General features: G+C 71.4%; 16 protein-coding genes. 3 read left to right on the forward strand and 13 right to left on the reverse strand.

All coding sequences use genetic code 11. The annotated features are described in order from the left end of the window. The first annotated feature begins 37 nt into the window (after positions 1-37). Positions 38-451 (forward strand): PPOX class F420-dependent oxidoreductase, encoded by a 414-nt coding sequence (locus J2S44_RS00430; protein WP_310407717.1) that lies wholly within the window; start codon positions 38-40, stop codon positions 449-451. Between the two features lie 174 nt (positions 452-625). On the opposite strand, the gene J2S44_RS00435 is transcribed toward J2S44_RS00430, so the two are convergent. From J2S44_RS00435 to J2S44_RS00480, 10 genes are all read right to left on the reverse strand, one after another. Then, positions 626-2806 carry a hypothetical protein gene (locus J2S44_RS00435; protein WP_310407719.1) on the reverse strand — a complete coding sequence of 727 codons (2181 nt, stop codon included), beginning with the start codon at positions 2804-2806 and terminating at the stop codon, positions 626-628. Beyond that, positions 2803-3075, reverse strand: coding sequence for a PadR family transcriptional regulator (locus J2S44_RS00440; protein WP_310407721.1), 273 nt, complete (start codon positions 3073-3075; stop codon positions 2803-2805). The genes J2S44_RS00435 and J2S44_RS00440 overlap by 4 nt, the downstream gene beginning before the upstream one ends. A 55-nt stretch (positions 3076-3130) precedes the next feature. Next, positions 3131-3460 (reverse strand): PadR family transcriptional regulator, encoded by a 330-nt coding sequence (locus tag J2S44_RS00445; protein WP_310407723.1) that lies wholly within the window; start codon positions 3458-3460, stop codon positions 3131-3133. A gap of 178 nt (positions 3461-3638) precedes the next feature. Then, positions 3639-4916, reverse strand: a complete 1278-nt coding sequence (locus J2S44_RS00450; RefSeq protein ID WP_310407725.1) for a Gfo/Idh/MocA family protein — start codon at positions 4914-4916, stop codon at positions 3639-3641. Further along, positions 4913-5632: a cupin domain-containing protein gene (locus tag J2S44_RS00455; protein ID WP_310407727.1), complete on the reverse strand. Its 720-nt coding sequence runs from the start codon at positions 5630-5632 to the stop codon at positions 4913-4915. The genes J2S44_RS00450 and J2S44_RS00455 overlap by 4 nt, the downstream gene beginning before the upstream one ends. Beyond that, a complete protein-coding gene (locus J2S44_RS00460) occupies positions 5629-6537 on the reverse strand; it encodes a DUF6807 domain-containing protein (RefSeq protein WP_310407728.1) in 909 nt (302 codons plus the stop codon). The genes J2S44_RS00455 and J2S44_RS00460 overlap by 4 nt, the downstream gene beginning before the upstream one ends. After that, entirely contained in the window at positions 6534-7655 is a 1122-nt protein-coding gene (locus J2S44_RS00465) for a Gfo/Idh/MocA family protein (RefSeq protein WP_310407730.1), read from the reverse strand. Before J2S44_RS00465 ends, J2S44_RS00460 begins: the two co-directional genes overlap by 4 nt. A 59-nt stretch (positions 7656-7714) precedes the next feature. Continuing rightward, positions 7715-9025: an ABC transporter substrate-binding protein gene (locus J2S44_RS00470; RefSeq protein WP_310407732.1), complete on the reverse strand. Its 1311-nt coding sequence runs from the start codon at positions 9023-9025 to the stop codon at positions 7715-7717. A 39-nt stretch (positions 9026-9064) separates the two neighbouring features. Continuing rightward, complete coding sequence (locus tag J2S44_RS00475; RefSeq protein WP_310407734.1) at positions 9065-9964, reverse strand: carbohydrate ABC transporter permease; 900 nt, start codon at positions 9962-9964, stop codon at positions 9065-9067. Continuing rightward, complete coding sequence (locus J2S44_RS00480) at positions 9957-10886, reverse strand: carbohydrate ABC transporter permease (RefSeq protein ID WP_310407736.1); 930 nt, start codon at positions 10884-10886, stop codon at positions 9957-9959. Before J2S44_RS00480 ends, J2S44_RS00475 begins: the two co-directional genes overlap by 8 nt. A 1395-nt stretch (positions 10887-12281) precedes the next feature. Between J2S44_RS00480 and J2S44_RS00485 the strand changes: the two genes are divergently transcribed. Together J2S44_RS00485 and J2S44_RS00490 are read left to right on the forward strand one after the other, a co-directional pair. Continuing rightward, positions 12282-12404 (forward strand): hypothetical protein, encoded by a 123-nt coding sequence (locus J2S44_RS00485; protein ID WP_310407738.1) that lies wholly within the window; start codon positions 12282-12284, stop codon positions 12402-12404. Between the two features lie 161 nt (positions 12405-12565). Continuing rightward, entirely contained in the window at positions 12566-13456 is an 891-nt protein-coding gene (locus J2S44_RS00490; protein ID WP_310407740.1) for a tetratricopeptide repeat protein, read from the forward strand. Positions 13457-14122: 666 nt separating this feature from the next. On the opposite strand, the gene J2S44_RS00495 is transcribed toward J2S44_RS00490, so the two are convergent. The 3 genes from J2S44_RS00495 to J2S44_RS00505 all read right to left on the reverse strand — a co-directional run bounded on the left by J2S44_RS00495 (position 14123) and on the right by J2S44_RS00505 (position 16959). Then, positions 14123-15142, reverse strand: a complete 1020-nt coding sequence (locus J2S44_RS00495; protein ID WP_310407742.1) for a hypothetical protein — start codon at positions 15140-15142, stop codon at positions 14123-14125. 424 nt (positions 15143-15566) lie between these two features. Continuing rightward, on the reverse strand, positions 15567-16346 hold the full coding sequence (locus J2S44_RS00500) for a glucose 1-dehydrogenase (RefSeq protein ID WP_310407745.1): 780 nt from the start codon (positions 16344-16346) through the stop codon (positions 15567-15569). A 70-nt stretch (positions 16347-16416) separates the two neighbouring features. Further along, on the reverse strand, positions 16417-16959 hold the full coding sequence (locus J2S44_RS00505; protein ID WP_310407746.1) for a cyclophilin-like fold protein: 543 nt from the start codon (positions 16957-16959) through the stop codon (positions 16417-16419). Positions 16960-17135: the final 176 nt, after the last annotated feature.

Consider the following 17135-nt stretch of genomic DNA (forward strand, 5'->3'; position numbering starts at 1 on the left):
GATGCGCGTGCAAGTATTTCATGGCAGGATCGTACGCATGGCTACTGTTCCCGAAAGTCACGCGGATCTGCTCGACCGTCCGGTGTTCGCGCACCTCGCCACGATCCGGCCGGACGGATCGCCGCAGTCCAGCGTCATGTGGTTCGCGTGGGACGGCGAGGTGATCCGGATGACCCACACGAAGACCCGGCAGAAGTTCCGCAACCTGGAGAAGGAGCCCCGGGTCGCGCTCTCGATCTCGGACCCGCAGGACGAGTACCGCTTCCTCGAGGTGCGCGGCACGGTCGAGACGATCGAGGACGACGACGCCGAGGCGTCGTTCTACGCGTCGCTGCAGCAGCGCTACGGCAACGTCTACCCGATCCCCGACGCGAACGTCCGGGTGATCATGACGATCCGCCCGACCGCGTTCGTCGCCGTCGCCGGCGGCTCGGTCGTCGCCCGCTCCTGACGCCCACCGGCTCGTCCCCCGCGACGCCGGTCGCGTCGCCGCGCCGGCCGTCGACGGTCTCGCCGACGTTTCGGTCCGGCCGCCGTGCCGGCCATGACGGCCGTGCGGATCCGCCGCCGTGCCGGTCGCACCGGGTGCGTGAAGTCGCACTCCGGCGCGACCGGTGTCGCGGGGTCAGGCCTCGGTCGGCCGCGGCAGGATCAGCGGTCCGGCCGGCGCCGGGCGGCCGTCGAGCCCCCGGGTGAACAGCGCCGCCGCGGGCAGCACCAGGACCAGCAGGCTGGGCAGCACGGAGAAGCCGTCCGCGGCCCAGCCGCTGTTCTCCAGCATGAACAGCACGTCCGGCACCACGTGCAGCACGAACACCGACAGGAACGCCAGCACCGGCGGGATCGGCGCCATGACCAGCGCGGCCGTCCCCCACAGCACGGCGGTGACCGCGCGGCGCCGCGGGCGGTGCCGGCGGGCCAGCGCCACGACCAGCACGGCAAGCGGCCCGGCCACCAGCGTCCCGGCGGCCGCGACGGGTTCCGTGGCGCCGTTGCCGAGGTAGAGGCCGGCCACGGCCAGCGTCCCGGCGGGCAGCAGGAGCAGCGCCGCCGCGAGCACGGGCGGCGTCCGGCGCGGGCTGATCGCCAGCGCACCGGCCACGGCCAGCAGCGCGGACACCACGGCCACGCCACCGGTGGTGACCGGGAGCATGAGCGGCAGGAACGGGTGGTTCTCGAACGGCGTGCTCTGGAACAGGATCATCGGCCCGCAGGCCGCGGCCGTGACCGCGGCGACCGCGACCCGGCGGCGGACCGTCCCCGCCTGCCGGGCCGGCGCGGTCCCGGCGACCGCCCGCGCCGCGAGCACCGCGACGCCGCCGGCCAGCAGCGCGAGCTGCGGGTGGTGCAGGCCGGCGATCTGCAGACCGGCGTTCGCGGCCAGCAGCAGCGCGCCGAACACCAGGGCCGCGCGCACGCCGTACCGGCGCTCGGCCACGGCGACCAGCATGCCGAGCGTGGCCAGCAGGATCGCGGCCCAGCGCAGCTCCGCCACCCACATGTACAGCTCGGACGGCCCGCCGGGCGTGGGCGCGGTCTCGGCGACCCGGTCCATGTCCGGTGTCAGCACGGCCTGCGTCCAGGCCCAGGCCAGCACGCCCGCGACCGCCGCGGCCGCACCCGCGCCCGCGGCGAAACCGGGCAGCCGGCCCCGCTCCCCCGCCGGGCTTCCGGGCGGCACCTCATCCCGTCCCGGGCCCGGACCGGCCGGGACGGCGCCCGCTCCACCACCGCCCGTGGCCGCACCCGCCTGGCCGCCACCGGCCGGGACGGCCTCGGATCCCGCGCCGTCGGCGCCCGGTTCGGCGCCGGCGGGCCGCATGCCACGCTCGGCCGGGTCGTGACCGAACCCGGGCTCCGGCCGGTCCGCGACGGCGAACGCCGGGACCGCGCCGGCGTGCGGACGCGCGGCGGCCCGGCCGTAGGACAGCGCGACCGCGGCGTACCCCAGCAGCGCGACGGCCCACGTGCCGAACGAGTAGAACATCATGCCGGACGCCGCACCCTCCGGGATCGCCATGAACGCGTCCGGCGGCATGCCGAAGGTCAGCGACGCCCAGGCCGCGCTCAGCCCGACGGGCACGCCGGCCGGGCTGGTCAGCACCATCGGCACCGTGGCCGCGACCGCGGCGAGCGCGGCCGTGACCGGCGCACCCAGGCAGGCGATCAGGGCCGCACGCCCGCGCCGGGCCGCGCGGGCGACCGCGATGCCGGTCAGCGCGGTGCCGGGCACCCAGATCGCCACGCCGAGCAGTACGCCGTACACGACGTAGGGCTCGGAGAGCATCCAGGCGCCGAGCAGCAGCGCCGGTACGAGCCCGAGCGGGGCGAGCACGGCCGAGGTGGCGGCGCCGAACCGGCCGTCGTGCGACATCGGCTGCCGCCGGCCCAGCCACCGGCCGGTCGCCACGCCCCAGGCGATCAGGAAGGGCGCGGGCAGCAGCCCGGCCCAGGACGGGAAGTAGATGACGTACTCGATCGAGGTGGTCGAGAGCACGGTCGTGAGGATCTCGTCGACGGCCCGGCCGGCCGTGTAGGTGGCGAGGCCGAGCAGCATCACCGCCGCGCCCGGGCCGAACGCGGACAGAGTCTCCGCCCAGCCGCGCGGCACTCCGGTGGTGTCCCTGGCCGGCGGGGACGTCAGCAGGCTCAGCGCGAACCCGAGCCGCCGGTGCGCCGCGGCCCGCTCCGCCTCCATGGCGGACAGCTCCGCGAGCCACTCCCGTTCCATCTCGTCGCGGATCTCGGCCGGCCAGCGGCGGGCCGCCGCGCGCAGGCATCTCCGCGCGAGCACGTCGACGTTCATGCCATCTCCTTCGCCGCGGTCCGGATGCCGTCCCGGGTCAGCCGGTAGCGGCGGCGGGCCGGGCGCTCGCCCGCGTCCGCCCAGCCGGCCTCGGCCCAGCCGCCGGCGCGGAGCCGGACCAGGATCGGGTAGACGGTGCCGCTGGAGTGGCCGCTGGCGCGGATCAGGTCGAGACCGTACCGCGCGGCCGCCGGGTCCCGGAGGAACACGGCGAGCACGTCCGCGACGGCCGGGGTGACCCGTATCGGGTTCACGATGAAGACCCCCATTACCGGTTTTCTACATAGAGTCGTACACGGGTGCGCCGGTCGGCGCCCGGGGAGATCAGGCCGTGCGCGGGTTCGCCGCACCGCCCAGACCGCGGCCGAGCTGCGCCTGCAGCGCGGCGAGCTCGGTGCGGGCCCAGGTCACGCCGTCCGGGGTGAGCCGGTAGTAGCGACGGGCCGGGCGGCCGGCGACGACCGGGTCGACGTCCTCCCAGTGCGTCTCGACCCAGCCGGCGTTCTGCAGGCGCAGCAGGATCGGGTAGAGCGTGCCGCTCGGGTGTCCGCTCGTCCGCATCAGGTCCAGGCCGTACCGATCGGAATCGGGGTCTTCGAGGAACGCGGCCAGCACCTTGGAGACGGCCGCGGTGACGCGTAGCGGTTGTGGCATGCGGCCACCCTAGCCGACCCTCGCAAGATTTTCTACATAGGGTCGGACCTGGTACTTGCCGGATCGCCGCCGCGCCGGTCGGCGTGGGGGCGGCACCACGGACGATGCCGGGCTCGAGGCCGGGTGGCGGCCTCGAACCCGGCATCGGCGGCAAGCCGGCCGGTGCGCGGTCCCGCGCTCAGGCCAGACGGGTGCCCTCGTGCGTGAGCGTCACCGGCGTGCCGGACGCGGCGGACCGGTTCGCGGCGACGCCGGTGAGCACGCTGCGGATGCCGTCGCGGTAACCGGCCTGCCGGGCCAGCGGGTCGCCGGACGGGCCGCGGAACACGTCGTCGAGCAGCAGCCGGTCGCCGCCGCCGTGCCCGCCCTCACCGCGGATGATCGGCACCTCCTCGGGCTTGCCCCACTGCTCCTGCACGGTGAGCCGCTCCCACGAGGAGTCGGCCGCGTGCAGGCCGGCGCTCGGGTCGATGGCCGCGTTCACCGGCGTCCAGGCCCGCTCGCCGACCTCCAGCTCGACCCGGCCGCGGGTACCGGTGAACGCCACGCGGTAGCCCTCGAACGGGCTGTACGCGGTGAGCGAGTAGGTGAGCAGCGCGCGGCTGGCGTACCGGATGAGCACGGACATGGTGTCGTCGATGGTCACGCCGGGCGCGAAGACGTCCTGGTCCCGGACGTAACCGTCCTCGTGCTCCGCGTCCAGGTACAGCGCCTTGAGCCGCGGGTCGGCGGACGCGTCCAGCAGGAACGGGTCGGTGCCGAGCCCGGGCGCGCCCTTCGCCCGGGCCGGACGGTCGCCACCGCCCCCGGCGCCGCCGGCACCGTAGAAGCGGAGCGCGGTCTGCGCGAAGACCAGCTCCGGGTGGCTGGCCAGCCACCAGTTGACCAGGTCGAAGTGGTGCGTGGACTTGTGCACCAGCAGCCCGCCGGAGCTGTCCCGGTCGCGGTGCCAGCGCCGGAAGTAGTCGGCGCCGTGCGCGGTGTCCAGCGCCCACTCGAAGTGCACCGCGGTGATGTCGCCGATCCGGCCGGAGGCGATCAGCTCACGCACCGCGGAGTTGCGCGGCGAGTAGCGGTAGTTGAACGTGACGACCAGGTTACCGCCGGAGCGTTCGGCCGCCGCGGCGATGCGCGCGCAGCCCTCCTCGTCCGTGGTCAGCGGCTTCTCGCAGACCACGTCCAGCCCGGCGTCGAGCGCGGCGACCACGTAGTCCGCGTGGGTGGCGTCCACACTGGTCACGATGACCGCGTCGGCGTCCCGCAGGACGTCGCGCAGACCCTCGGGACCATACGTGGGTACGGGTGCGGGCAGTCGCGCGTTGTGGTAGTCCATCCGGGTCTGGTTGGTGTCCAGGAACGCGACGATCCTGCCGGTGTCGCTCCAGTCCCCGAGCAGCGCGTCCACGTACATCTGGGCGCGGTGCCCGAGTCCGATGATGGCGTATCGGCGGGTCACTGCGAACCTCCGGGTGTGTCGGGATGACGGACGTCGTGGGTGCGGAGCCGGCCGCACATGCCCCAGCCCGCGGTCTCGCTCGGCGGCGCGGCGCGCACGCCGCCGTCGCGGAGGTGCGCGGCGTCACCGGCGTCGAGATTCTTCAATATATCGGCGGTCCGGGCGGTCTGCGCGGCGACCGTCTCCTGCCAGATCTCCCGCCAGCGCGGGACCCGGTGCCGCACCAGCCGCACGGCGTCGTCGTAGAACGCGTGCAGCGGTGCCGGGTCGCCGGCCGCGGCCGCGTCCCGCAGCCGGCGGAACCCCGCCACCGCCAGGTCGCGGCGGTGGGCGACCGCCGCCTCGTCCGCGGTCGCCAGCACCGCGGCCGCGGCGTAGGACTCCGGCGTCTCCAGGACGTCCGGCGGGAACGTCATCACCGCGTCGCCGGCCTCGGGCAAGCCGGCGTTCGACATGACGACCAGCACCTGGAGATCGCCGTGGTTGACCGCGCGGTGGATGACGCCGGGCGTGAACCAGATCAGCGAGCCGGCCCGCAGCGGTGTCTCCCGGAAGCCGGACGCGTCCAGCGTCTGCAGCGCGCCGGTGCCACCGGTGACCACGTACGCCTCGGTGGACGCGGTGTGCAGGTGCGGCGTGCCGCCGGCCAGCCCGTCCGCGCACTCCCCTGAGTAAACGGTCAGCCGGCTGACCGAGGTGCCACCGGGGAACGTCATGACGCCAGCACGGTGCGGCCCGCGGCGGCCAGCCGGTGCGTACCCTCGTCGCCGTGGTCGCCGGTGGCGACGACCACCGCGTAGCGGAACGTCAGCGTGCCGCCCGCCTCGAACGGCAGTTCCTCGCTGAAGAACGGTGCCGGGCAGAGGCAGGCGAACTCCTCGCTGCGGGTGAACCACTGCGGCGGATGCTGCGGGTTGCGGGTGTCGTCGACCATCACGATCGTGGACGCGCGGCCGGTCTCGTCGTGCTTGCCGCGGTAGGCGAACCACTCCGCGCGGGTGCCGCGCAGGTCGTCCGCGCCGACGCCGTGGGGTGACTGCGCGGTGCCGTTCGTGAAACTGCGTGGCCCGCGCCAGAACAGCCCGCCGTACCCGGCGTTCTCCCGGCCCTTGGTGGTCGGCGACCCGATCCGAAGGGTCTCGCCGGAGACGTTCGTCATCGCGGTCTCGAAGGTCAGCACCCAGCTCACGTCGTCCAGCAGCGACACGGTCAGCGCGCGGGTCTCGTCGACGACCGGCGTGCCCCGCTGCGACGTCCAGTCCAGCGTGTGGGTGAGCGCGGCCGTGTCGCCGTCCACGGTCAGCCGCGTCATCTCCCGGTGCGCGGCCGTGCCGTTGTTGTCCTGCTGCACGTAGAACCGGCCGTGCACGTAGGTCGGGCCGCCCCAGAAGTTGTGCTCCCCCAGGTGCGGCAGCGACCAGGCGATGCCCTTGTGCCAGACGTGGTCGTGCGGGCGGAACAGCGAGACCAGATCCCCGGCGAGCGTACGGATCGGGTGCAGGTACGGCTTCGGCGACTCCAGCTGCACCGTGTCCGGCACGTAGACGTAGGTGACGATCGGCACGTCCCCGGCCGTGACCGTGACCTCTCTGCCGAGCGTGTGGTCGACCTGCAGGCTCATGCGGTGCGGTGCCCTTCCGTTGCGGCCGGCGCCGTCCAGGGTGCGTCGACGCCGTTCATCCGGGCGGCGAACGGGTCGTCCGGGCCGATCTCGCCGGCCCGCACCGGCACGCCGGTGAACGCGGACCGGTAGAGCGCGGCGACGAACTCCATGGTCCGGCGGGTGTCGGCGAGCGTGACCGGTGGCTCGGTCCCGGCGTCGAGTGCGTCCAGCACGGCCGCCAGCTGCCCGGCGTGGCCGGACTCGACGTCGTCCCAGTCCGCGTACCAGCGCCGTTTGACGTCACCGGAGCCGGGCGCGGGCGTGACGGTCCAGTGGTCGTCGGTGTATCCGTACAGGTGGGTCAGCTCGACCGTGGCGCGCTCGAAGTCGAACCGCAGCGCGGACGTCTGGCGCGGCGAGACCACGGAGTTGACCACGGACGCGAGCGTGCCGTCGGCGAACGTGACCAGCGCCATCGACACGTCCTCGGTGTGCACCTGGTGCCGGGCCCGCCGGCCGGCCACCGCGGTGACCCGCTCCCACGGCCCGAGGACGGACAGCAGCAGGTCGAACTGGTGGATGCCGTGGCCCATGGTCGGGCCACCGCCCTCGGTCTCCCACCTCCCGCGCCACGGCGCGGCGAAGTAGGCGTCGTCGCGGAACCAGAGCGTGTCGCAGGTGGCCAGCAGCGACCGGCCGAGGTGGCCGTCCGCGGCGAGGCGGCGCAGCCGGGCCGCGCCCGTGCCGAAGCGGTGCTGGAACACGGTGGCGACGTGCCGGCCGGTCTCCTTGGACACGGTGGCGATCGCGTCCAGTTCGGACAGAGACAGCGTCGGCGGCTTCTCCACGAGCACGTGCGCACCGGCCCGCAGCGCCTCGATCGCGAGCGGCGCGTGGGTGGCCGGCGGCGTGCACAGGTGGACGAGGTCGACCCGGTGCGCCGCCAGCAGCTCGGTCAGGCCGGGGGCGACCACCGGGGTGTCCCACTCGGCCGCGAACGTGCGGGCCCGGTCCGCGTCGACGTCGACGACCGCGGTCAGCGCGACCCGGTCCGGGTGTGCGCGCAACGCCCGGGCGTGGGCGGTGGCGATGCCTCCGGTGCCGATGATCGCCGCGCGGTAGGGGGTCTGGGTCATGCCACGCTCCTCGGGACACGGGCCGGTGCCGGACGGCACCGGCCCGCTGCGCTGGTGGGTCAGGCGGCGTCGATCTCGGTCTGCAGCTCCTTGATGAACGACTCCGCGGCGGCCTGCGGCGTCTTGCGCTCGAACAGGACCTCCTCGGTGTGCCGCTTGAGGATCGCCTCGATGCCGCTGGCGCCGTTCGGGGTGACGCGCGGCGCCGGGCCGACCTTGACCGTGTCGAGGTACTCAGCGGCGGCCTTGTCGGTGGCGGTGAGCTTCGGCGCGAGCGCGGCCCGGATCGTCCGGTTGCCGGGCACGCCGCGGTCGGTGAGCAGCACGTCCGCGGCCTCCTGGGTGTTGAGCAGGAAGTCGACGAACGCGGCGGCCTCGGCCGGCTGCTTCGACCGGGCGGAGATCGCCCAGTACATGGACGGCTTGTAGTAGGCGCCCGGCGTACCCACCTGGGACTCGCCCGGGATCTGGACCAGCCGCAGGTTCTGGCCGCTGGCCGCCGCGAACGACGTCAGCTGGGTGTTCCACGACGTGCCGATCGCGGTCGCGTTCGTGGCCATGCCGGACTGGTCCAGCGCGGCACCGGCCCGCTCGATGGTGACCGACGCGGCCGGGCCGATGCCGGTCTTCGACAGGTCCAGCAGGTACTGCCAGTACTGGGCGAGCACGGCCGGCGGCGCGGAGACCTTGCCGGCCTCGTCGTACAGCGACGCGCCCTGCTGGCGGAGCCAGATGTTGACCGAACCGGTGTCGAAGCCCCAGAGCTGGACGCCGTTGACCTTGCCGCCGCTGGCCTTGGAAATCTTGTCGCCGACCGTGCGCAGGTCCTCCCAGGACCACGTCGCGGTGTCCGGCAGCGTGACGTTGTACTGCTTGAGCAGGTCGTCGTTGACGATGAACGAGTACGCGGTGAGGCCGGTCGGGATCGCGTACTGCTTGCCGTCGACCTTGCCGGTGTCCAGCGCGGCCGCCTCGATGTCCGCTGTCTTCAGGTGGTTGGACGCGGTGCCCAGGTCGAGCAGCGCGCCACGCTCGGCGTACGAGGCGAGGTAGAGCTCGTCCATCTGGATGATGTCCGGCGCGTCGTTCGCCGCGACCGTGGTGGCCAGGCTGTCCCAGTAGCCGTTCCAGTCCTTGAACTCGCCCTTGACGGTGATGTTCGGGTACTTGACCTTGAACAGGTCGATCGCCTGCTGGGTGCGCTTGTGCCGCGCGTCCGAGCCCCACCAGGTGAAGCGGAGCGTGACCGGGTCCTTGGACAGCTCACCGCCCGCGTCACCCCCGCCGCCACCGCAGGCCGCGAGCGCGGTGGACGCGCCGACCGCGCCCGCGAGGGAGAGAACCGTACGCCGGGATATGCCGTTGCTCATCGAATGTGCCCTTTCGATGTATGTCAATCCGGGAGGGGACTACTTGATACCGGTGGTGGCGATGCCCTTGATCAGGTATCGCTGGCCGATCAGGAAGGCGAGGAAGATCGGCAGCAGGGAGACCACGCTCATCGCGAACATGGAGCCCCATGACGTGGCGACCGTGGCGTCCACGAACGAGCGCAGCGCGACCGGCACCGTGTACATCTCCGGGTCGGTCAGGTAGATCAGCTGCGAGAAGAAGTCGTTCCACGTCCAGATGAACGTGAAGATCGTGGTGGTGGCCAGCGCCGGCAGCATCAGCGGCAGGATGACCTGCAGGAAGATGCGCGGGTGGCCGGCGCCGTCGATGCGTGCGGCCTCGTCCAGCTCGCGCGGCAGGCCGCGGATGAACTGGACCATCAGGAACACGAAGAACGCGTCCGTGGCCAGCAGCTTCGGCACGACCAACGGCAGGAACGTGTTCACCCAGCCGAGGTTCGAGAAGATGATGTACTGCGGGACGATCAGCACGTGGATCGGCAGCATGATCGTCATCAGCATGATGGCGAACCACCACTTCTTCCCGGTGAACTCCAGGCGGGCGAACGCGTACGCCGCCATCGAGCAGGAGACCAGGTTGCCGATGATGCAGCCGAGCACCACGATCGCCGAGTTCAGCATGTAGTGGCCGAACGGCGAGGCGAGCGCGTTCCACCCGTCGCTGTAGTTGGAGACCTCGAAGCTGTCCAGCACCAGGCCGGGCGAGCGGAAGATCTCGTTGTTCGGCCGCAGTGAGCTGACCACCATCCAGATGACCGGGTAGAGCATCACGATCGCGAACGCGATCAGCGCGGCGTGCTTGAGCGTCGACTTGACCCAGCCCGGCAGCACGAATTTCGGCGGCGGCGGGTCGTCGTGGGTGGCGACCGGGACGGGGCGCTCCTTGAGGTCAGTCATCGTAGAACACCCATCGCTTGGCGGCCCAGAAGTTGATCGCGGTGAACCCGGCGATGATGATCAGGAGCAGCCAGGCGAGCGCCGAGGCGTACCCCATGTCGAATCTGGCGAAGCCGCGCTCGTAGAGGAAGAGCGTGTAGAACAGCGTCGAGTCCGACGGCCCGCCGGTGCCGCCCGAGACGACGAACGCCTGGGTGAACGACTGGAACGCGTGGATGATCTGCAGCACCAGGTTGAAGAAGATGATCGGCGACAGCAGCGGCACGGTGATCTTCTTGAACTGCGTCCACTTGCTCGCGCCGTCCACGGACGCGGCCTCGTAGTACATCACCGGGATCTGCCGCAGGCCGGCCAGGAAGATCACCATCGGCGCGCCGAACGTCCAGACGTTCAGGATGATCAGCGTGCCGAGCGCGGTGTCCGGGTCGGAGATCCAGCCGCGGCCCGTGATGCCGAAGATGCCGAGCACCTGGTTGAGCAGCCCCTCGGCCCCGAAGATCTGCTTCCACAGCACCGCGATCGCGACGCTGGAGCCGAGCAGCGACGGCAGGTAGAACGCGGACCGGTAGAACGGCAGGCCGCGCAGCCCGCGGTCGAGCAGGATCGCCAGCCCGAGCGCCGCGAGCAGCTGCAGCGGCACCGAGACGAACACGTAGACGAAGGTGACGCCGAGCGACCGGTGCAGGCGCTCGTCGCCGAACATGCGGGCGATGTTCTCGACGCCGTTGAACTCCGGCGGCTGGATCAGGTTGTAGTCGGTGAAGCTGAGCCCCAGCGAGGCCACGATCGGCCCGGCCGTGATCAGCAGGAGACCCGCGAACCACGGCAGCAGGAACAGGAAGGCGGCCTTGTTGTCCCGCTTTCGCGGAGGCGGGCCGCCCTTGGAGGTGCCGAGCCGTTGGAGCTCGCCGAGAGCACTCACACGACCCTCCTTCACATGAGCAGTCACTTGTGGCGCGCGATCCCCCCGAACCGGGGTGCCTCCGGCAAGGGGGATGTTTCGGGTGGAAAGCATCGAAGGGGGAAAGCGCTTTCCGCAGTCTGCATCGATGCTGTGACGCACGTCAAGTGTTTCGGGGCGATGACAATGGATCGTTTCAGCGCCGCTTCACCGCGCTCACCTCAGCGACGATCGACGTGTTTCTTTAAACCATTCAACGGGTCCGGTCGCGGCCGGCCCGACCTACGGGAAAGCGCTTGCCCATTCCGGACTTTTCCGGCAGTTGCCACGCGCATCGGCGCGCCTCCTCCGCCCGCCGGACGCGGGCCGGGGTGCCCTCCGGTCCGCGCCGCCTGGAAACGTATTCCGCAGTCTGCTCACCCGGGTCGAACGCGTCAAGATCTCGTTACGCCCAGATCACCAGCCGCATCTTCCGCCCGAGCCTGTCATGCCGCCCACCCACCGCGCCACCGCCACCACGGCCGCAAAACGGCATCGAACGCAGACCGGCACCCCTCTCCCCCGCCTCCGTGCACCAACCCGGGCACGCCACCGACCGCGCATCACGCGACTCCCGGCGGCAGCCTTGCGCCGAGCTCCCACGCGACTTCTCCGGCGGAGGCCTTGCGCCAAGCTCCCACGCGACTTCCGGCGGCGGCCTTGCGCCAAGCCCACGCGACACCGCCCGGCACAGGCGCCGTCCACCCCGGCGCGCCGGCCGCAGCGCGAGCCGGCTCGGCCCGGCTCGGGGTCAACCACGTGACCGCAAGCCGGCAGGGCAACGACGCAGCACGCAAACGACCGCCCGCACAGCGACACAAGCCAGCAGGCCCCTCGAACGTCTCCACGCGATGCGGCTGCGGTCGCCGGGCCCGCCAGATCCGGGTCCCTTCGGCGAGGCTGATCGGCATCCCGCCCCGCTCAGCCGGTCAGCGAGTAGTCGCGCCGGCCAATGCGGCACCCGACGGGTTCGATGTCGCCGCAACAACCGTCGCCTCATCGACACCGTCTGAGCGGCCGGGCGGGGCAGGTCGGCCGGGGGCCGTACCGGGCGGGAACAACGCCTCAAGATGCGCGACGACGTCTGCTGGCACAGCAGGATATCGGAACCGTTGACATGCCCGCCGAAGGTCTGTCCCGCGACCTCCGAGCGACTCGGATCGACCCTACGCGCGGTCGCCGCCGGCCCGGCACTCCACCGAAACCGGCAAGGGCGGCCGGCCACGAAGGCCGGCCGCGTAGCGCCGACCATCGGCAGGATCGCCGCGCACCTGCGGTGCCCGCCGGTTGCAGTTCGGTGCCGCGATCAGAGCGGCACCCGGTTCCCCGAAAGGCACCTCGTCGCACCCGCGGCACCAGCCAGAGGGGAACTCGCCGATGAAGAACAGCCGCCGGCGTACGCGCCGAACCCGCCGCCGCTTCCGTGTCGATCTCGTGTTGGTGTTGCGCGGTTTCGAGCTCGCGCTGCGCCTGGTGGACCTGTGCCGGGACCTGCTCTGACCGCAACGGAAAACGGCATGCCCTGGCGCTGGCAGCCGACGCATCCGCGGGATTGACTGACAGTATGGAAGGTTCTTACTTCACCGATCGGCCGAAGGAGAACGCCGAGCCGGAAGCTACTAGGGTTCCGTCACGCGCGTAGGGATCCTATGGTGACCGCCATGAGCGATGGCCCTCAAGATCCCTACGACCGTGCCGACTGGCTGGCCAGCAGTGGACGGGTGGATGAGGCTGTCGCGTTGCGGCGAGAGCTGACCGACGACGGTGATTGGGAGGACCTGGCAGCGCTGGCGGAGAGCCTGGCACGGTGGGGACGAGCCGATGAGGCTCATGCCGCGTGGCGGACAGCGGTGACGGCCGGCCACCCGGCACCGCATCGCGCTCTGGCTGATCTGTACGACGCGGCGGGGCACACCGACGACGCGATCACCGCGTGCACTTCGGCCGTTGCGGCGGACGAACCACGGGCGTGGTCACGACTGGCGGATCTGCTGAAGGACGCTGATCGTACGGACGATGCGGAGGCCGTATACCGCGCGGCGATCGCTGCCGGCCACAACGCGGCGGGCAGTGAGCTCGGCAGATTCCTGTCCGAGCGAGGCCGCCACGAGGAGGCCGTAGCCGCCTACCAGATCGCCGTCGGCACTGCGGGTGTCGCTCCGTGGCCGCTCGGGGAACTGCTGGAAAAGCTGGGGCGCACGGACGAGGCCATCGAGGTCTACACGCGGGCGGTCGCCGCCGGCCACGGCCACCTCCGCGGCCGGCTGGCGCGCGCATTGGAACACTTGGGCCGCACCGGCGAGGCTCTAGCCGTCGTCCGCGACGCGATCGCGAATCGGGACCGGGCCGCCTACAACGGGCTCGGATACCTCCTGGCGAAGCACGACCGCATCGAGGAGCTGATGACCGAGGCGACCCGGCTCCGCGACGACGGCGAACGGGGTGCGCTGATGTTGCTGCTGCGCGGAGCAGGCACCGGCAGCGAGGTTGGAGGGGACGGCCTTCGACAGATTCAATGCAGTGAGCGGACGCGTGAAACGCGAGAAGATTGACCACAGAGTGCGATGCCCGGTCACTGCCGGCCACACGAGCACGGCAGATCCGGTTACCGGGAGGAAGGGCTCGCCCCTATCAGTGGGGCACAAGGCTATGGAGCGCTGATTGGCTCGCGTTGCCATCGGGCGTCGCACGGATCGCGGCATGTGAGTAAACTGCGGTCTTATCGCCATTTTCCTGCCACCGTCAGCTGGCACGCGCTATGCGGGACCTATGGACGGTAAGCGGGTCGATCGGGAAGTCCGCTACACCATTTCGACGCCGGATAGTGCGATTCTCCGGAGTCCGGGGTCGGCTTGGGCGGTTCGGCGCGGCTTGCCTGCTGCTACGAGTTTCGCTTGTATCTTGCGGTTCACCGGCGGCGCGTTGGTGGCGGCCCTGCCGATGACTTGCTCCGCTTTTCGGCGGGTCGACGGCAGACGTGCAGCCGGCCGGTTATCAGGGTGTGCGTTGCAGGCCGAGGCTACAGGTGCTGTGGGTGGTCGGTCGGTCGGCGGAATGAAGCGGCAGATCGTCACGTCGCCTTGGCTCTGGGGCGATTGATCGGTACGCGGAGTGACCGAAGGTGCGGACGTGTGCGGGCCAGGTCCGGCAGGAGTGCGGCTGTCTCCTGCCGGACGATCGCTGCATGGCCGTGCCGGGAAATCCGGTTCGGTGGACCGTCAGCCCGCCATCGCCGCCCGGGTGGCCCGAAGAAAGTCAAGGGTCGCGAATCCCGTCCAACTCTGGTCGGCCCGGCGCACGCGGTGCTTCACCCAGTACTGGATTCCGCTCACCCCACTCTCGGTGCCGACGATGGTGACGTGGAACTCACCGTTCGGCGTTCCCGCCGCACCCACGTCGTCGATGTCGGGTATGCGCTGCAGCAGGTTGACGTCGCTCCACGAGCCGCTCAGATAGCGGACCACGTGACTGAGCCCGGCGTCCGTCACCACCGCGGCATGCACCTCGTTCCCGGCCCGACCCGCGGCGATGGCCGTCCCGGAGGAACCCGTGGCGGACCCGGGTGAGCCCGGCGTCGACCAGATGCCGGTGTGCGGATCCCTTACCCGATGGAGGACCTGGGTGCCCTGCAGAGCGAACAGGTGGAAGTATCCGTCTGACCCGCCCCCTGCCGCGATGTCGGTGAAGTTCGTCGAGCCCCAGCCCGGCACCCGGGTCAGCGGCGTCCACAGCCAGTCGGCGGACTTTCGTATGGTGTGGAAGACACCGCCGTCCCAGGCCAGAACCGCGAGGTGCAGATTTCCCGCCGCTCCCGCAGCGCACACCCTCCGGTTCTCGGCCGGGTTGCCGGCGCCGAACCCGCTGATGTTGTTGAACACGGTCCAGCCGCCGCCCTCGGTGCGGACCGCATGGGCGATCTGGCTGTGCTGCGCCGAGACCGTGTGCATCTGGTTTCCGACCATCGCGCCGGCCACGTCGACGATCCCCGACGGGTACGGGCTCTTGGCCACCGCATAGACGTCACCCCACTCCGGTGACGGGATCCACAGTTCGTTCGGCTGGCGCAGCTTGTGCAAGAGCTTCGCCGGCGACGTCGGCGTGCCGATCAGCAGATGCGTGTCGTTGGGCGCCGCGGCTGCCGGCCCGGCCGGGAGTCCGGCCGCGACAACGCCCACCGTGGCCGCCCCCGCCGTCGTCATCAGCCGCCGTCTGGTCATTCCATGTTGTTCCGTGCCCATCTCGTGAACCCCCGTTTCGACTCGGTCGCTCCAGGCTCCTGCGTTCCGGCTCGGACGTGCAGTCCGCTAGCCGACTGGGACACATGTCCGATGCCTATCTGCTCGGTGCGCACAGCCGAAGCGGTGCACGCACGAGCGACCCACCCCGCCGGCGGGAGCGCCCCGGGGTCACGACATCCACGTTCGATTCGCGGCTTGCTGCCGGTGCGCGGTGGCGGGAGCGGTACCGTCCCGGTGCAGCGGGGCCCCACGGTCATGCCGAAGGGCTTGCGGTGCGCCGCAGGAAGCCGGCAGTGGCGGTCCGAGGTGCCCTGGGCGGTGCTGCCGGGGCGCGGATCCGGTGATGCCGTTCCGAACGCCGGGGACGAACCGCGGCAGGTCACGGTTGGTGCCGGCTGTGAAAGTGGGACGGCGGCCGCTCGGCTCAGACGGTTTGGCCGCCGTCGACGATCAGGGCGTGTCCGATGGTGAAGGCGGCGGTGGGTGAGCACAGCCAGAGCACGGCGGAGGCGATCTCCTCCGGCCGTCCGAGGCGGCCGATGGGCTCTTGGGCGATCATCCGGGCGTAGCCCTCGTCCGTTCCGCCGCTGACGCGTTCGATCATCTTGGTGTCGATGATGCCGGGGCAGATGGCGTTGATGCGCACGCCGTGGGCGGCGTACTCGAGCGCGGCGGACTTGGTGAGGCCGATGACGGCGTGCTTGGTCGCGGCGTAGGCGGCTTGCTGGGCGATGCCCATGACTCCGGCGCCGGAGGAGGTGTTGACGATCGTGCCGCCTCCGCCGGCGAGCATGAGCGGGATCTGGTGTTTGAGACAGACGAACACGCTGCGTACGTTGACCGTCATCAGCTTGTCGAAGTCGGCCTCGGCCGTGTCGGCGGTGGTGGTGTGGCTCTGCTCGATGCCGGCGTTGTTGAAGGCGAGGTCGAGGCGGCCGTGGACGGCGACGACCTGGTCGAGGGCCGCCTTGACCGCGTCGCTGTCGGTGACGTCGAGGCCGAACGCCATGGCGGTGCCTCCGTCAGCCTGGATCTGGGCGGCGACGGCGTGCGCGCCGGCCTGGTCGAGGTCGGCCAGCGCCACCGTCGCGCCGGCGGCGGCGAAGGCCCGTGCGGTGGCCTCGCCGATACCGCCCGCGGCGCCGGTGACGAAGGCGACCTTGCCGGTGAACGTCTGTTCGCGGGTGGGGAGAGGGCTGGTCATGTCACGTCCTTGACGGCGTCGGGCGGGAGCCGGCGTCCGTCGGCATGTCGGGGCGCCGCTGGTGGTGGGTTCAGGCGGTGCGGGTCTCGACGGTCGCGGTGACGGTGCCGTCCATGTCGGCGACGCGGCTGGCGGCGTCGCCGTCGAGGCGACCGATGATCACGATGCCGGGGTGGTAGGACTGGTCGCCGTAGTAGAGGACGAGGTCGTTGCCGGGGGCGTAGTACCCGACATCACCGACCTCGGGGTCAGCACCGTCCGGCTGCCCGTCCAGTGACAGTGGTGCCGGCAGCGGGCCGGTCTTTTCCACCGCGCCGTGGTCGGTCATCTCGACGGTCAGCGGCAGCTGGTCGAGCAGGTCACGGCCAGCGGGGCTGTCGAAGATCGTGGCCTGCAGGCGCTGGTCGCCGATGGTGATCTGGATCTTCATCTGTTCTTCCCGTGGCTCGGCCGGGTCGCTCGGTGGTGCCGTCGCTCCGCCGGCGCTGCCGGACGACGTCACGGAGGTTCCGTCGCCGGTGGCGTCGGCCCGGCCGCTGCCGCCGCAGCCGGCAAGGGTCAGGCCGAGGATCGCCGACAGCGTCACGCGGGCGGTGATGTGTGAGGTGGGCATGGCATCCGTTCGCTCGGATCGGGACGGCCCCGTAGGGCCCACGGCACCCAGTCAACGTGCCCGCCGCGGAACGGAGAACTCCTTGATGATGGGTGTACCGGCAGGGCATCCTTCACCGGCGCCGGCCGACCCGGACACGACACTTCGTTGCCCACTCCGGGGATGCCGATGCTGCC

Origin of the sequence: Catenuloplanes niger (assembly GCF_031458255.1) — a bacterium.
GTDB classification, from domain to species: Bacteria; Actinomycetota; Actinomycetes; order Mycobacteriales; family Micromonosporaceae; genus Catenuloplanes; species Catenuloplanes niger.

Coding starts and splice junctions, on each gene's coding strand:
- J2S44_RS00430 (WP_310407717.1), top strand. CDS start 38: ATGGCTACTGTTCCCGAAAGTCACGCGGATCTGCTCGACCGTCCGGTG.
- J2S44_RS00435 (WP_310407719.1), bottom strand. CDS start 2,806: ATGAACGTCGACGTGCTCGCGCGGAGATGCCTGCGCGCGGCGGCCCGC.
- J2S44_RS00440 (WP_310407721.1), bottom strand. CDS start 3,075: ATGGGGGTCTTCATCGTGAACCCGATACGGGTCACCCCGGCCGTCGCG.
- J2S44_RS00445 (WP_310407723.1), bottom strand. CDS start 3,460: ATGCCACAACCGCTACGCGTCACCGCGGCCGTCTCCAAGGTGCTGGCC.
- J2S44_RS00455 (WP_310407727.1), bottom strand. CDS start 5,632: ATGACGTTCCCCGGTGGCACCTCGGTCAGCCGGCTGACCGTTTACTCA.
- J2S44_RS00460 (WP_310407728.1), bottom strand. CDS start 6,537: ATGAGCCTGCAGGTCGACCACACGCTCGGCAGAGAGGTCACGGTCACG.
- J2S44_RS00465 (WP_310407730.1), bottom strand. CDS start 7,655: ATGACCCAGACCCCCTACCGCGCGGCGATCATCGGCACCGGAGGCATC.
- J2S44_RS00470 (WP_310407732.1), bottom strand. CDS start 9,025: ATGAGCAACGGCATATCCCGGCGTACGGTTCTCTCCCTCGCGGGCGCG.
- J2S44_RS00475 (WP_310407734.1), bottom strand. CDS start 9,964: ATGACTGACCTCAAGGAGCGCCCCGTCCCGGTCGCCACCCACGACGAC.
- J2S44_RS00485 (WP_310407738.1), top strand. CDS start 12,282: ATGAAGAACAGCCGCCGGCGTACGCGCCGAACCCGCCGCCGCTTCCGT.
- J2S44_RS00490 (WP_310407740.1), top strand. CDS start 12,566: ATGAGCGATGGCCCTCAAGATCCCTACGACCGTGCCGACTGGCTGGCC.
- J2S44_RS00495 (WP_310407742.1), bottom strand. CDS start 15,142: ATGGGCACGGAACAACATGGAATGACCAGACGGCGGCTGATGACGACG.
- J2S44_RS00500 (WP_310407745.1), bottom strand. CDS start 16,346: ATGACCAGCCCTCTCCCCACCCGCGAACAGACGTTCACCGGCAAGGTC.
- J2S44_RS00505 (WP_310407746.1), bottom strand. CDS start 16,959: ATGCCCACCTCACACATCACCGCCCGCGTGACGCTGTCGGCGATCCTC.